This window comes from Pseudodesulfovibrio tunisiensis (genome assembly GCF_022809775.1).
GTDB lineage: Bacteria > Desulfobacterota > Desulfovibrionia > Desulfovibrionales > Desulfovibrionaceae > Pseudodesulfovibrio > Pseudodesulfovibrio tunisiensis.
The window spans coordinates 1,604,217-1,618,310 of record NZ_CP094380.1 but is presented as its reverse complement, the minus strand read 5'-3'; the positions used below and the strand labels follow the sequence as shown (position 1 = coordinate 1,618,310).

Here is a 14,094-nt window from a genome sequence, read left to right as displayed (position 1 = left end):
AGTCCTTTGTCCAAGGAATGCAACAGGTCTTGCGGGAATGCCTATCGCGATTCGCGTTCGCCCCAGTGGGCGGCCACGATTTCGGATTCCCGGTCCAGCGTGCGTTTCACGCCGTCCGGCACAAGCAGACGCAGGCTGCGTCCGGCGCGCCATCTGTCGCGGATATGTCCGCCCTTGATGTCCAGCCGGGGAATGTCCACGACCCGGATTTCCGTACCCGCGTCAAACGTCCATACCCCCTTGTCGCACCGTTCGGCCTCGGGCCAGTGGTCGTGCACGAAGCCTGCGACCTCGCCCGCAGCCTCCCAGCGGTTGACCACGGTCAGGGACACGAAATGCACGATTTCCAGCCCCTGATTCCATTTGCACAGTTCCAGAAACGTGGATGCGCCGAGCAGGAAGTGGAAGTGGTCCTGCGGGTGGTCGGCGGTGAGCTGGCGCATGGTGTCGTAGGTATAGGAAGGGCCGGGCCGTTCGCCTTCGATGGCGGTCACGCCCAGTCCCGGAATGTCTTCCACGGCCCGGCGCACGAGTTCCAGACGCAGGCTGAAGGGCAGCATGCCCTCGAAACCCTTGTGGGGCGGCACATTGGCGGGCATGAGGTCCACGCGGTCCAGACGCAGGGATTCGAGCACCTCGATGCCCATGCGGACGTGTCCGGTATGCACGGGGTTGAAGCTGCCCCCGAGTATGCCGATGTTCATGCGCAGTCTCCTTGACCAGACAGGGTAGACGTGTCCCGGTTTTCAGGCAAGCCGAAACCCGGGGCAGGACAGTGAAAAAAACGGGGCCGCCTGATGGCGGCCCCGGTGATATCTGCTATTCCGGCGAATTCTTTCGACGCCCCTTCTTGGGCTTGCTCTGGGAGAATCGTTTCACGTCGATGCCGTACTTCTTCACCTTGTAGTTCACGATGCGGTAGGACACGCGCAAATCCCTTGCGGACTGGAGCATGTTGCCCGAGGTCTTTTTCAGGGAGTCCACGAGCAGTTCCTGTTCGAACTTGGCCACGGCCTCGCCAAAGGAGAGGTTGGTCCCGGTGGCCGAGCTTTCCGCGGACTGGAGCGTGGGGGGCAGGTGATAGGTGCGGATGACCGCCTCCTCGCACAGCAGCACCGAGCGTTCCATGCAGTTGCGCAGCTCGCGCACGTTGCCGGGCCAGTGGTACATGGTCAGCAGTTCGATGGCCGGAGTGGAGATGCGTTTGACCTCCTTGCTGTACTCCTTGGAGAATTCGTCCAGAAAGTGCTCGGCCAGAGGCAGGATGTCCTCGCGCCGCTCCTTGAGCGTGGGAATGAAGATCGGGAACACGTTGATGCGGTAGTACAGATCCTCACGGAATCTGCCCTGTTCCAGAAGTTCCTCCAGCGGCTGGTGCGTGGCGCAGATCAGGCGCACGTCCACGGTGATGGGCTGTTCGCTGCCCACGCGCTGGATTTCCTTTTCCTGAATGGCGCGCAGCACCTTGGCCTGCGCATCCAGAGAGAGTTCGCCTATTTCGTCCAGGAACAGGGTGCCCTGATCCGCTACCTCGAACAGGCCGCGCTTGGTCTGGAACGCGCCGGTAAACGCGCCCTTCTGGTGTCCGAACAGCTCCGATTCGATCAGCTCGGACGGCAGGGCCGCGCAGTTGAGCTTGATGAGCGGCTTGTCCGCGCGCGGACTGGCCGAATGGATGTATTCGGCCAGCAGTTCCTTGCCCGTGCCGGATTCGCCGCGCAGCAGGGCCGTTGCCCGGCTGGGCGCGACCTGCTTGGTCTGGCGGAGCACAAGGCGCATGGCCTTGGATGCGGCCACGAAGTTCTTGGGCGGCGGTGCGTCCATGTTCACCATCAGGCCCTGAGCCAGATGGTGGGTCTGGGCAGCCATCTCTTCCTGCAACTGGGCCACGTAACCCGCGATGATGTCGGCCACGACTTCGAGGAACTGCATGTGTGCCCTGAGGTCTTCGGCCGGGATCAGGGGCACGTCCACGGAGAGCGCGCCGATGACCTCGTCCTCCTCCTTGCGCCGGTTGACCACCGGCACGCAGATGAAGCCGAGTTTCCTGAGTTCCTCCTCGCTTCTGCCGAACGCCTTGTTCAGAAATTCCGGGTCGTCGGACATGCGCGGAATGCTGATGGACTTTCCGCTGTCGAACACCCGGCCTATCACGCCGCGTCCGGGCGAGTAGGTCACGTCCTCGGCCTGTGCCGGGCTGTAGGTGAGCGAGAGTTTCAGGTTCTCGGTTTTCGGGTCCAGAATGACCATGAATGCCCGGACGTATTCCATGTCCTCGGCAAGGATTCGCAGCAACCCGTTCAGGCACTCCTCGAGCGGAGCGCGGCGAACGAGTTCCTGCTGCACCTTTTTCAGGGTCAGCAGATAGGAGAGATTGGATGTGTCCTGGTAGTGAGGCATAATTTTCTATGCGTTGCGGACAGCCGCCACGCCGAGCTCCAGGGCTTTGAGGTTGACGTCGAGAATCTTGGCCGGGAGGTTGACCCGCATGGCCGACTCCAGCGCTTCGGGGCCGAAGGGCAGCGCTCCGCCTGCGCACATGGCGGCCAGAAGCGCGACATTGCCGCTCTGCACGGCTCCGGCTTCCAGTCCCAGGGATTGGCAGGGCAGGTAGTGGGCGTTGTCCGTGCACGCGGCCACCTTGGCCTTGACCTCGTCGAGGGTCACGCTTTCCTGCTTGCCCATGGCCACGGACAGGGGCGGCATGAATTCGGTGCTGGAGAACACGGCGCCACCCGGCTTCAGATAGGGCAGGGCGCGCAGGGTTTCCATGGGCTCGAAGCCGAGCAGGATGTCTGCTTCGCCCGGGCCGATCTTGGGACTCTTGCAGCCGATGAGCACCGTGGATTCCACCACGCCGCCGCGCTGGGCCATGCCGTGAATCTCGCCGGAGGTCACGGGCAGGCCCTGGGACAGAACGGTTTTCGCCAGCAGGGTTGTGGCGGTCAGGGTGCCCTGTCCGCCCACGCCGGTCATGAATATGCGAATGGGCTTCACATCACGCATTTACTTGCCCCTTTTCTTGGCTTTGATGTGACCGCAGATCTGGAGACAGAGCATGCAGCCGTTGCAAAGGATGGGGTTGATGGCGGCCTTGCCGTCTTCCTTCTTGTAGAAGGCGGGGCAGGCCAGCTTTTCCAGACAGTCGCCGCGCTTCACGCAGGAATCCGCCACGTACGCCACCTGGGGCGCGACCTTCTTGTACACGCGGCGGGCATAGAGCGGGCAGGGCTCGCGAGCGATGAGCACGCGGACGCCGGACATGTCGCCCAGCTCCTTGAATGCTTCCACGGTCTTCTTGTGGTTGAAGGGATTGACCGTGCGGATTTCCGTGACGCCAAGTCCCTTGCATATGGATTCGATGTCCAGAGGATGGTCGTTTTCCCCGATCGTGGTCTTGTCCACGCCCGGGTTGGGCTGATGTCCGGTCATGGCCGTGGTGCGGTTGTCCAGCACCACGAGCAGGATGTCATGGCTGTTGAACACTGCGTTGGCAATGCCGGTCATGCCGGAATGAAAGAAGGTGGAGTCGCCGATGAATCCCACCACGGGCTTGTCGGACGCCATGGCCGCGCCGCTGCCTGCGGAGATGGAGGACCCCATGCACACCAGAAAGTCGGCCGTGGCCAGAGGCGGCAGCAGACCCAGCGTGTAGCAGCCGATGTCCGAGGAATAGAGCACGTCGTCGCCGAACACCTCGCGGGCAGCGAAATACGTGCCGCGATGCGGACAGCCTGCGCAGAGGTTCGGCGCGCGGACGGGCAGGTCCTGCACCGAGGCGCAGCCCTTGACCTCGACCGTGTCCATGCCGGCAAAGGCGCGGACCACGTTCTCCACCTGAGTGACCGTGAATTCGCCATATTCGGGCAGCACGTCCTTGCCGGATATTTCGAGGTTCAGGCCGTTTTTCTGGGCCAGAACGCGCAGGTCGTTTTCCAGCAGGGGTTCCAGTTCCTCCACGACCAGTACCTTCTTCACGGACTTGAGGAAGTCGAGGCACAGGGTTTCGGGCAGAGGATGGGTAAAGCCGAGATTCAGGACCATGACCTTGCCAGCCAGCCCCGCGTTCTCCAGTGCGTCGGCCAGATAGGCGCGGCTGATGCCCGAGGCCACGATGCCGATTTCACCTTCCCCGGAAACCGTGTTGTACGGGGAATGCTCGGCTTCTTCGCGCAGGGCGTTCAGCCTGTCGATCAGGCTCAGGTGCATGGGCCGGGAAAAGGCCGGAATGGGCACGAATTTGGACGGATTGCGGGTAAAGCCCTCGGGTTTGCCCGGATCGGGCGCCGGACCGAACTCCACGGGGCCGCGTAAATGGTTCACGCGGGTGGTGGTGCGCAGGAGCAGGGGCGCGCCGTGCTTTTTGGAAAGCAGCAGGCCGTCGCGGGCCATGTCCTTGCATTCCTGAGCCGTGGCCGGTTCCAGCACGGGCATGCCGCCCAGTCGCGCATAGTGGCGGTTGTCCTGTTCGTTCTGGCTGGAGTGACAGCCCGGGTCATCGGCGGACAGCAGCACGAGGCCGCCGGGCGCGCCGGTGTAGGTCAGGGTCATGAGCGGGTCGGCGGCCACGTTCACGCCGACGTGCTTCATGGTGGTCAGGGTCATGGCGCCACACATGGTCGCGCCACCGGCCACCTCGAGGGCGACCTTCTCGTTGACCGAGTATTCGAAATAGTACTTCCCTTCCGGGGAAAGACGGTAGAACGTGTCCGGCACCTCGGAAGAGGGGGTTCCGGGGTAGCAGGTCACCACCTGGATTCCGGCTTCCACGGCACCGCGCACGATGGCCTCGTTGCCGAGGAGCAGGTGCGTTTCGCCGGGAGTGTCGGCCAAAAGCGGATTGGGCATGAGTCTGAGTCTCCGTTTCCTGGGTTACTTCCCTTTGAGCTGGGATACCTTGTATTCGATGTACTGCTTGTCGGGCATGGGTTGACCGAGCAGCTTTTCGTAGGCTTCAAGGGCTGCGGCGGATTCTCCGGCAGCCTCGGCGGCTTCGGCGAGCTGGCGGTTCACGGGAACGGTGAAGCTTTCGGGAGCGGACTGGGACAGGGGACGCAGCACGGCGAGTGCTTCGGCATTCTTGCCTTCGAGCAGCAGGCACTTGGCCTTGCCCAGTTCCGCCATGACAGCGGTGTCGGTGTCCGCATCCGCAGCCAGACGGGTCCAGTACTCCGCAGCCTTGGCATAGTCCCGGCTCTCCATGCTGGCGGACGCGAGTTCCAGCAGCACGGCGGATTCCGCCACGGAAGGGGCCTGCTTGAGCAGTTCCTCGAGCTTGGCGATCTTTTCCTGACCGGCGGCTTCGAGGTTGATTGCTCCGAGCTGGTCCCGGGTCTGGTTCATGGCGTGGGCGTCATACCACTGGAATCCGCCGACAGCCAGACCAAGGGCCACGATGGCGGCCAGGCCGGTGACGAACTGTTTCCGGAATTTCAGGACGAATTCGAAGGCGCGCTGCACCGTGGTGGGCATGTTCTTTTCGAGCTCTTCGACATTGATGGATTGGGTCTCTTGCTGGGCCATTGAAAGGGAGTCCTCCGTGTACGCTGAAAATATGCTTTTGCGCACCGGCTTCAGGGCCATGTACGCGCAAGGATGGTTGATAAGCAAAATTGTAAAAAAGGTCAAAGAATATTTCCCAAACGCAGGCTGATTTTCGCAAGTTGCGACACAGTTCCGGAATTTCGGGTAGGGGAATATGACAAAAAAGAAAATTCAGCCTGAAAACAGGGTGCACGAGCGGTTTGACTTTTTCGGCCCGCCAAGGTTAGCCAGATGCATTCACCATGAATTTTCTTCGGCCATGCCGGCCGGAAAACCGATTTTTGCCAAGCAGGCCCTGCCGGGCGCGGATTCGGCGGGTGCTTCAAGGAGTTGGACATGAATTGCAGGGAAATGATGGAAGACATGGGCCGCAAGGCGCGCAAGGCCTCGCGGGAACTGGCCAATGCCTCGGGAAATGCCCGGCAGCGGGCGCTGGAGATTCTGGCCGACATGCTGGAGTCCGAGGCCGAGGCCGTGTACGTAGCCAATGGCAGGGATTTGGACGCGGCTGCCGAGCGCGGTCTGGACAAGGCGCGCGTGCAGCGGCTGACCATTTCCGAAAAAGTGCTGAAATACATGGTGGACGGCTGCCGTTTCGTGGCTGCCATGCCTGATCCCATCGGCGAAATCGAGTCCATGAAGAAGCGGCCCAACGGCATGCTGGTGGGCAGGATGCGCGTGCCCCTCGGCGTGGTGGCCATGATCTACGAATCCCGGCCCAACGCCACCGTGGACGCGGGCATCCTCTGCCTCAAGGCCGGAAACGCCGTGATCCTGCGCGGCGGTTCCGAGGCGTTTCACTCCAACCGTTTTCTGGCCGACCTCATGCATCGCGCCCTTGAGCAGGCCGGTCTGCCCCGCGATGCCGTGCAGGTGCCGCCCACCACGGATCGCGAGGCCGTGGCCGAAATGCTCAAGCTCGACGAGTACATCGACGTGGTCATCCCTCGCGGCGGCGAAGGTCTGATCCGCGCCGTGACCGAACAGGCGTCCATGCCCGTGCTCAAGCACTACAAGGGCGTGTGCCACATGTTTGCGGACGCGTCCGCGGACATCGACAGGGCCGTGCCCATCGTGGACAATGCCAAGACCCAGTATCCCAGCGGCTGCAATGCCCTTGAATGCCTGCTCGTGCATCGGGACGTGGCCGAAAGGCTGCTGCCCCGCGTGGCCGAGGCGCTCGGCCCCAAGGGTGTGTCCTTCCGCTGCTGTCCCGAAAGCCTGCCCCTGATGGGCGAACATGCAAAAGCCGCCGAACCCGGGGATTGGGGCTTTGAATTTCTGGACCTGATTCTGGCCGTGCGCGTGGTGGGCGACATGGACGAGGCCATGGATTTCATTGCCGAACATGGTTCCAACCACACCGAGGCCATTCTCACCGAAAACTACGAGCACGCCATGCGGTTCATTCGCGAGGTGGATGCCTCGCTGGTCGTGGCCAACGCCACCACCCGGTTCAACGACGGGGCACAGCTCGGACTGGGCGCGGAAATCGGCATCTCCACTTCCAAGCTCCATGCCTATGGCCCCATGGGTGTGCAGGAACTCACCTCCGCCAAATTCGTGCTGCTTGGCGAGGGCCAGATTCGCGAATAGCCCGGACTGTCCCGGGACGGCGGTCTGCTGCGTTGCTGCGAAAAGCGCAAACCCTCGCGTATTACCTATACGCGTCGGTCTTGCGCTTTTCTTGCGCCTTGCATCCCACCATCCCGGAACAGTCCGGATGTGGGACGGCGGTCTGCTGCGTTGCTGCGAAAAGCGCAAACCCTCGCGTATTGCCTATACGCTTCGGTCTTGCGCTTTTCTTGCGTCTTGCATCCCACCATCCCGGAACAGTCCGGATGTGGGACGGCGGTCTGCTGCGTTGCTGCGAAAAGCGCAAACCCTCGCGTATTGCCTATACGCGTCGGTCTTGCGCTTTTCCTGCGCCTTGCATCCCACCATCCCGGAACAGTCCGGATGTGGGACGGCGGTCTGCTGCGTTGCTGCAAAAAACGCAAACCCTCGCGTATTGCCTATACGCGTCGGCCTTGCGCTTTTCCTGCGCCTTGCATCCCATCATCCCGGAACAGTCCGGATGTGGGACGGCGGTCTGCTGCGTTGCTGCGAAAAGTGCAAACCCTCGCGTATTGCCTATACGCGTCGGCCTTGCGCTTTTCCTGCGCCTTGCATCCCATCATCCCGGAACAGTCCGGATGTGGGACGGCGGTCTGCTGCGTTGCTGCGAAAAGTGCAAACCCTCGCGTATTGCCTATACGCGTCGGCCTTGCGCTTTTCCTGCGCCTTGCATCCCATCATCCCGGAACAGTCCGGATGTGGGACGGCGGTCTGCTGCGTTGCTGCGAAAAGCGCAAACCCTCGCGTATTGCCTATACGCTTCGGTCTTGCGCTTTTCCTGCGCCTTGCATCCCACCATCCCGGAACAGTCCGGGGGACGGGACGGCAATCTGCTGCGTTGTTCTGTAAGAAATATAAAGAAATGGGCCGTCCTTTCGGGGCGGCCCGTTTTTTTGTGCATGCGGGAATTGGCTGATTATTCCTGCAGAATGGTGTTCACGGCTGCAAGGGCATCCTGCGGCGTGATGGAGGTCAGGCATTCGAGTCCGCGTTCGCAGCCCCTGGCTCCGTGCAGGGAACAGGGGCGGCAGTCCAGCGGGCGTTCCAGCACCATGTCGCGCGGGCCGGATGGCTGGAAGCCCCACGCCTTGGCCGTGGGACCGAAAAACACGGCCACGGGCGTGCCCACTGCCGAGGCAAGGTGCATGGGACCGGAATCATTGGTCACGAGCGCATTGGCCCGGGCAAGGAGCGCACAGGTTTCGCGCAGGTTCGTGGCATTGGTCAGGTCGCGGGGAGCATTCGGGAAAAGCGGCTGTTCGTTCCTGCCTACCACAAACCAGTCCATGCCTGCCTTGTCCAGCAGGCCGGTCAGTTTCGCCCAGTGGTCGTGAGGCCATGCCTTGGTCGGATGTGTTGCATAGGGGTGCAGGGCGATCAGGGGCGCGTCCGAGGCTATGGCCGCCAGTCTGGTTGCGGCTGCCTCGGTTTCCGCCTTGTCCGGAAAGATTCGCGGCAGCACTTCGGTCCTGTCGGGCGGCGAGGCTTCCAGTGCCAGAGCATAGCGCTGGGGCACGTTCACGGCTTCCAGCGGCAGGCGGAAGCGGTCCCACCGGGTCAGGTTGAAGAGCCGTCGGGTCAGTCCGAACTTGGGGTAGCGATATACAGGAGCCTTCCAGCGCAGGCCCAGAATGCGTGAACGCAGGGTGCCGTGCAGGTCCACCAGGGCGAGGTTGCGGTATTTCGTGGCCAGCCGGGCGCATTCCGTAGCCCATGCCTTGCCGTGCAGTACGGATTCATCCAGACCCACGACCTCGCGCACGGCCGGGTTGCCGTGGAGCAGGGGCGCGTTGCCGGATCGGGTGAGAACAACGAAAGTGTGGCCGAATCGTTCATGCCAGCGGTGCAGGACGCCCGTGGTCAGGACCACGTCGCCCATGTGGCCGAGCCGGAACACCGCGAGAGGGCTGCCTGGTGCGGGATGCTTCATGCGCGCAAAATGCCTGCGAATCACCCCTTGCGTCAAGGGCCTTGCGTATTGCGCCACGCTGTCGCATCTGGTAGAGTCGAGTGTTCAATACGCGGCTTTCAGGCCGCCTTGTTGCAAGGAAAAACAAAACATATGTTGGAACTCGTACTTGCCGTCAGTCTGGCGGTGTTTGTTTCCATGTTCTGCTCCGTGGCCGAGGCGGCCCTGTATGCCATGTCCTGGAGCGATATCGAGAAACTCAAGAGAAGCGGCAAGCGGTCGGCCAGGACGCTCGAGGCCCTGCGAACCGACATCGAGGCGCCCATCACGGCGATCCTCACCCTGAATACCGTGGCCCACACCGCGGGTGCCGCTGTTGCGGGCTGGGCCTGGGCCGCTCTGTACGGCAAGGAAACGCTCTGGCTTTTCACATTTGCCTTTACAGTAATCATTCTTATCTTTACAGAGATATTGCCCAAGACGCTCGGCGTGGTCTTCCGCAACCAGATCGCGCCCGTGCTCGCGGGGCCCTTGCGGTGGCTGGTCCTGATCTTTCGGCCTGTGGTGGCCGTGGTTGTCGTGGTGTCCCGCGCCTTTCACGGCAAGCATGCCGGGCCGGACCACACCGAGGAGGACATCAAGGCCGTGGCCGCCCTGACCCGGCGATCCGGCGTGATCAAGGCGTACGAGGAAAAGACCATTCGGAACATCCTGTCCCTGGACTACAAGACAGTGGAACAGATCATGACTCCGAGAACCGTGGTGTTTTCCCTGCCCGCGGACATGACCGTGGCTCAGGCCAGAGCCGAGAATCCGACCTGGCCCCACAGCCGGGTTCCGGTGTATGGGGACGACCCCGAGGACATCGTGGGACTGGTCAGCAGACGGCGGGTTCTGGAGTGTCTGGCTGACGGCAAGGGCGACAGCACCATGGCGGACATCATGCGCGAGGTGCGGTTCGTGCTGGAGACCCTGACTCTGGAAAAGGTGCTGCTCAAGTTTCTGGGCAGCCGCCAGCATCTGTTCGTGGTGCTCGACGAGTACGGCGGACTGGCCGGGGTGGTTTCCCTTGAGGACGTGCTCGAGGAGATTCTGGGCAGCGAGATCGTGGACGAAACCGATCAGGTCGTGGACATGCGCGAGTTTGCCCGCGCCCAGCGCGACAGGCTCAGGGTCAAGGATCCGGCCACGAGAAACAGCAAATGACACAGCCGCGCCCGACGCGCGGGGGGATATTGAATGGCGAAGAAATCCAACAAGATGGTGTATGTCGTGGCCATGCTGCTTTTTCTGGGCGGTCTGGGCTACCTCGTTGTTTCCGGTCTGACGCAGGACAGCGTGTATTTTCTGAACGTGTCCGAGGCTCTGGCAACGGACAAGGCAGACCTCGGACAGGCGCGGCTGTTCGGCAAGGTTTCTCCGACCAATCTGGACATTGCGGAAGGCAAGCTTGGCGCATCCTTCGACCTTGTGGACAAGGTGAACGCGGGACAGCATATCCGCGTTGTCTACAAGGGCGCGCTCCCGGATACTTTCAAGGAATCCGTGGAGGTGATCGTGGAAGGGGTGTTCGACCACGATGCAGGTGTGTTCAACGCCAGAACCCTGGTGACCAAGTGTCCCTCCAAGTACAAGGAACAGAGTGAGGAAATGGAGCGGAGCAAGGGGTGATTCCCGGTCTGGTGAAAAATGTTTCACATGCTTGCCAATGTGATTGAATCCCGACTATCCGACTCTGAAATTCGGCAAGAATCCGTTTTCACAACGCGCGTACTCAAGGAGCACGTATGCATCTGACCGGTTACATAGGCCTGCTGTTCGGCCTTCTGGCATCCCTTTTCCTTGCGGCATGGGCCGCCATTGCGGCTTGGACCGAACGGTACGAGGGCCTGGTTCTGGTGGAGCGGGGCCAACTCGCGGCAGCGGGCGGGGTCGTGCTGTCCTCCCTGATTCTGCTGGTCGCCCTGACCTCGCGCGACTATTCCTTCATGTACGTTGCGGACAACGTGGACAACGCCCTGACCTTTGTCTACACCCTGACCGCGTTCTGGGGCGGGCGCGAAGGTTCCCTGCTGTTCTGGGAACTGCTCATCGCCCTGTCCGGGGCGGTATTCGTGTTCTCGCCGGGCTACAAGTCTCTTGCTCCGCGCACCAAACTGTATTTCTGGACCATTTTTCTGACCATTCAGGGCTTTTTCCTGCTGCTGCTCACGAGCTGGAGCAATCCCTTCATCGAAGTGGTGCCGCCCCGAACCGATGGGCGCGGGCTCAATCCTCTGCTGCGCAACCCGGGCATGATCTTTCATCCGCCGCTCCTGTTTCTGGGGTTTGCAGGATACACCATCCCGGCCGCCTGTGCGCTGGCCGCGTTCATCGCGGGCGAGAAAAAGAGCTGGATCGCGGTGACGCGCAACTGGAACGTGCTGTCATGGATGTTCCTGACCGCAGGCATCCTGCTGGGCTGCTGGTGGTCCTACATGGAACTGGGCTGGGGCGGCTACTGGGCATGGGACCCGGTGGAAAACGCCTCCCTGATTCCGTGGTTCGCGGGCACTGCCGTGCTGCATACCTGCATCATCGAGTCCCGGCGCGGGGCCTTGCAGCGCAGCAACGTATTTCTCATGTCCCTGACCTTTCTGCTCTGCATCTTCAGCACTTATCTGACGCGTTCCGGCGTGATCGATTCCCTGCACACCTTTGGCGAGTCCGGGGTTTCCTTTCCCCTGTTCATGTGCATGGTCGTGGGCCTTGCCGTGACCCTGGTCGTGGTCTTCATGAGCGAGCGTCACGTGACCCGGGCCCTGTCCGAGTTCCTGAGCCGTCAGGGGCTGCTCGTGGCTGCGGCATGGTTTCTGCTCGCCCTCGGACTGGTGGTGGCCATGGGCACGATGTGGCCGGTGATCAGCAAGCTCTGGAGCCCCCGTCCTCTGGGACTGGACGCACATTTCTACAACCGCGTGTGCCTGCCGTTCATGGCTGTGCTGGTCTTCTTCTTCTGTCTGTGTCCCTGGCTCGGATGGAAGGGCGGCATCCGCAATATGAAGGGCTTCATCCTTTCCTGCGCTGCGTTCGCGATTTCCTTCGGCGCGTTTTACGCCACGGGCATGACACGTTTCTGGCCTGCGTTCGGTGCGGCCTCGGCCGTGGGTGCCATGACCAGCATCGTGCTGCTCTTCGCGTTCTATCCGGCCATGCGGTCCCTGCGCCGGAACTGGGGAGCCTACGGCATCCATCTCGGCGTGGCCCTCGTGGCTTTGGGCATCGCGTTTTCCGGGCCGTACAAGGTGGAGCGCGAGTTCGTGCTGAAAAAGGGCGAAGTGGCCTCCATCGAGGAATATCAGGTCAAGTATCTTGATCTGGTCGAGGACTCCACGCCTGAACTGCGCGCCCGCGCCACGGCCACGCTGGAAGTGAGCCGTGACGGTTCCGTGCTCGGATATCTGGCCCCGGACAAGCGCATCTACGTGAACTTCGAGCGGCAGCAGTTTGCCGAGGTGTCCACGATCTTCAGTCTGGGCGATGAAATCTATGCCACTCTGCTCGGCCTGACCGAGGACGACGGGGCCAGCTTCAAGCTGAGCATCAATCCGCTGGTCAACTGGCTGTGGATCGGCGGAACCATCATGAGCCTGTTCCCGCTGCTTCTGCTGCGGCGGATTGCCAGACCCGGGGAGAAGGGCGATGCCTGAGGACGGCGGCAAGATTGTCCTGACGGTCAAGCGGGCCGCCAAGTTCTACGGTTCCAAGCTTGTGTTCAAGGATGTTTCCTGCGAACTCCATGCGGGCGAGGTCATGCTTGTGGCCGGTCCCAACGGCGCGGGCAAGTCCACGCTCATGCGCATCATGGCCGGATTGTCCCGGCCCACGGCGGGCGAGGCCGTCATGCATGTGGCCCCGGAACGGTTTGCGTATCTGGGGCACGCCACCTTCATCTATCCAGGCATGTCCGCGCTGGCCAATCTCCGGTTCTGGGCCGGGATGTATGGGATGTCCCCATCCCGCGACGAACTTGTCTCCCTGCTGGAACGGGTCGGGCTGGAGCGCGCGGCAGAGGAAAAGGCAGGCGGGTTTTCCCGGGGCATGGCCCAGCGGCTGAATCTGGCCCGGGTCTACATGGTGGGGCCGGAACTCGTCTTTCTGGACGAGCCGGGCACCGGACTTGATCCGCGTTCCCTGAACGTGCTTCGCCGGGAGATAGCGGGATTTCGCGAGCAGGGAACCGCCGTTGTCTGGATCAGCCATCATGTGGCCGAAGACACCATGCTGGCCGATACCGTGCTGGCACTGGGCGGAAGACGCGTGGACTATTTCGGTCCGGCATCCGGATTCGACGCCGGGAGGCTGGCATGCTGAAGCGTTCCATGCTCATGGCATCCAAGGACCTTCGGCTGTCCGTGTCCGGCGGGCAGGGGCTTGTTCAGGCCGTGCTGCTCGGCCTGCTCCTGATCTTTCTGTTCTCCCTGTCCAAGCCGCTTGGCGGGGCCATCACGGCTCAGGCCGCCGGAGCCATTTTCTGGCTGGCCTCGGCCTTCGGGCTGGTTCTGGTCTTCAACGACCTGTTCAGCCTCGAGGAACTGAACGGCCAGCGCATCGGCATTCTGTCCTCGCCCGCGCCCGTGCATGCCGTGTGGATCGGCAAGGCCGGGGCTGGGTTGTGCCTGCTGCTCGTGTCCCAGCTTGTGTTCTTTCCGGCCACCATCGCGTTTCTGGGCCAGACCCTGCATGGTCCGGCATGGCTGCTTGCGGCCACGCTGGCCGGTGCCGACATCGGACTGGTGGTCATCGGCGCACTGCTCGGCGCACTGTCGCAAGGGCAGGCCGCGCGCGAATCCCTGCTTTCCGTGATTGTTTTCCCGCTGCTGCTGCCCGTGCTTCTGGGCGGAATCACCCTGTTCGGCATGGTGTTTTCCCCGGAAGCTGCCAAGGGGTATGACGGGTGGCTCGGCCTGATTTTCGCTTTTGACGCCCTGTTCTCCGGAGCCGGGCTGTTCCTGTTCCCGTTCGTGTACAGCGGGGAAGAGTAG

At 62.2% G+C, this 14,094-nt stretch carries 12 protein-coding genes; 6 read left to right on the top strand and 6 right to left on the bottom strand.

The window, feature by feature from the left end; genetic code table 11:
• Positions 1-41 precede the first annotated feature (41 nt).
• The 5 genes from nadD to MPN23_RS07970 all read right to left on the bottom strand — a co-directional run bounded on the left by nadD (position 42) and on the right by MPN23_RS07970 (position 5,523).
• Complete coding sequence (gene nadD / locus MPN23_RS07990; protein WP_243547169.1) at positions 42-704, bottom strand: nicotinate (nicotinamide) nucleotide adenylyltransferase; 663 nt, start codon at positions 702-704, stop codon at positions 42-44.
• Between the two features lie 115 nt (positions 705-819).
• Positions 820-2,400 (bottom strand): sigma-54-dependent Fis family transcriptional regulator, encoded by a 1,581-nt coding sequence (locus MPN23_RS07985; RefSeq protein WP_243547168.1) that lies wholly within the window; start codon positions 2,398-2,400, stop codon positions 820-822.
• Between the two features lie 6 nt (positions 2,401-2,406).
• A complete protein-coding gene (locus MPN23_RS07980) occupies positions 2,407-3,006 on the bottom strand; it encodes an indolepyruvate oxidoreductase subunit beta (RefSeq protein ID WP_243547167.1) in 600 nt (199 codons plus the stop codon).
• Positions 3,007-4,848 (bottom strand): indolepyruvate ferredoxin oxidoreductase subunit alpha, encoded by a 1,842-nt coding sequence (gene iorA / locus MPN23_RS07975; RefSeq protein ID WP_243547166.1) that lies wholly within the window; start codon positions 4,846-4,848, stop codon positions 3,007-3,009.
• Between the two features lie 24 nt (positions 4,849-4,872).
• A complete protein-coding gene (locus MPN23_RS07970) occupies positions 4,873-5,523 on the bottom strand; it encodes a transcriptional regulator (RefSeq protein ID WP_243547165.1) in 651 nt (216 codons plus the stop codon).
• Positions 5,524-5,880: 357 nt separating this feature from the next.
• On the opposite strand from MPN23_RS07970, the gene MPN23_RS07965 reads away from it, so the two are divergent.
• A complete protein-coding gene (locus MPN23_RS07965) occupies positions 5,881-7,140 on the top strand; it encodes a glutamate-5-semialdehyde dehydrogenase (protein WP_243547164.1) in 1,260 nt (419 codons plus the stop codon).
• Between the two features lie 937 nt (positions 7,141-8,077).
• On the opposite strand, the gene MPN23_RS07960 is transcribed toward MPN23_RS07965, so the two are convergent.
• On the bottom strand, positions 8,078-9,091 hold the full coding sequence (locus tag MPN23_RS07960) for a glycosyltransferase family 9 protein (RefSeq protein WP_243547163.1): 1,014 nt from the start codon (positions 9,089-9,091) through the stop codon (positions 8,078-8,080).
• A 132-nt stretch (positions 9,092-9,223) separates the two neighbouring features.
• On the opposite strand from MPN23_RS07960, the gene MPN23_RS07955 reads away from it, so the two are divergent.
• The 5 genes from MPN23_RS07955 (at position 9,224) to MPN23_RS07935 (ending at position 14,094) form a co-directional block, all read left to right on the top strand.
• Positions 9,224-10,276 carry a hemolysin family protein gene (locus tag MPN23_RS07955; RefSeq protein ID WP_243547162.1) on the top strand — a complete coding sequence of 351 codons (1,053 nt, stop codon included), beginning with the start codon at positions 9,224-9,226 and terminating at the stop codon, positions 10,274-10,276.
• Positions 10,277-10,309: 33 nt separating this feature from the next.
• A complete protein-coding gene (locus MPN23_RS07950; protein WP_243547161.1) occupies positions 10,310-10,741 on the top strand; it encodes a cytochrome c maturation protein CcmE in 432 nt (143 codons plus the stop codon).
• 116 nt (positions 10,742-10,857) lie between these two features.
• Complete coding sequence (locus MPN23_RS07945; protein WP_243547160.1) at positions 10,858-12,759, top strand: heme lyase CcmF/NrfE family subunit; 1,902 nt, start codon at positions 10,858-10,860, stop codon at positions 12,757-12,759.
• Complete coding sequence (locus tag MPN23_RS07940) at positions 12,752-13,423, top strand: ABC transporter ATP-binding protein (protein ID WP_243547159.1); 672 nt, start codon at positions 12,752-12,754, stop codon at positions 13,421-13,423. Before MPN23_RS07945 ends, MPN23_RS07940 begins: the two co-directional genes overlap by 8 nt.
• Entirely contained in the window at positions 13,417-14,094 is a 678-nt protein-coding gene (locus MPN23_RS07935; protein WP_243547158.1) for a heme exporter protein CcmB, read from the top strand. Before MPN23_RS07940 ends, MPN23_RS07935 begins: the two co-directional genes overlap by 7 nt.

Coding starts and splice junctions, on each gene's coding strand:
- MPN23_RS07985 (WP_243547168.1), bottom strand. CDS start 2,400: ATGCCTCACTACCAGGACACATCCAATCTCTCCTATCTGCTGACCCTG.
- MPN23_RS07935 (WP_243547158.1), top strand. CDS start 13,417: ATGCTGAAGCGTTCCATGCTCATGGCATCCAAGGACCTTCGGCTGTCC.
- MPN23_RS07945 (WP_243547160.1), top strand. CDS start 10,858: ATGCATCTGACCGGTTACATAGGCCTGCTGTTCGGCCTTCTGGCATCC.
- MPN23_RS07940 (WP_243547159.1), top strand. CDS start 12,752: ATGCCTGAGGACGGCGGCAAGATTGTCCTGACGGTCAAGCGGGCCGCC.
- MPN23_RS07965 (WP_243547164.1), top strand. CDS start 5,881: ATGAATTGCAGGGAAATGATGGAAGACATGGGCCGCAAGGCGCGCAAG.
- MPN23_RS07955 (WP_243547162.1), top strand. CDS start 9,224: ATGTTGGAACTCGTACTTGCCGTCAGTCTGGCGGTGTTTGTTTCCATG.
- nadD (WP_243547169.1), bottom strand. CDS start 704: ATGAACATCGGCATACTCGGGGGCAGCTTCAACCCCGTGCATACCGGA.
- MPN23_RS07950 (WP_243547161.1), top strand. CDS start 10,310: ATGGCGAAGAAATCCAACAAGATGGTGTATGTCGTGGCCATGCTGCTT.
- MPN23_RS07980 (WP_243547167.1), bottom strand. CDS start 3,006: ATGCGTGATGTGAAGCCCATTCGCATATTCATGACCGGCGTGGGCGGA.
- MPN23_RS07960 (WP_243547163.1), bottom strand. CDS start 9,091: ATGAAGCATCCCGCACCAGGCAGCCCTCTCGCGGTGTTCCGGCTCGGC.
- MPN23_RS07970 (WP_243547165.1), bottom strand. CDS start 5,523: ATGGCCCAGCAAGAGACCCAATCCATCAATGTCGAAGAGCTCGAAAAG.
- iorA (WP_243547166.1), bottom strand. CDS start 4,848: ATGCCCAATCCGCTTTTGGCCGACACTCCCGGCGAAACGCACCTGCTC.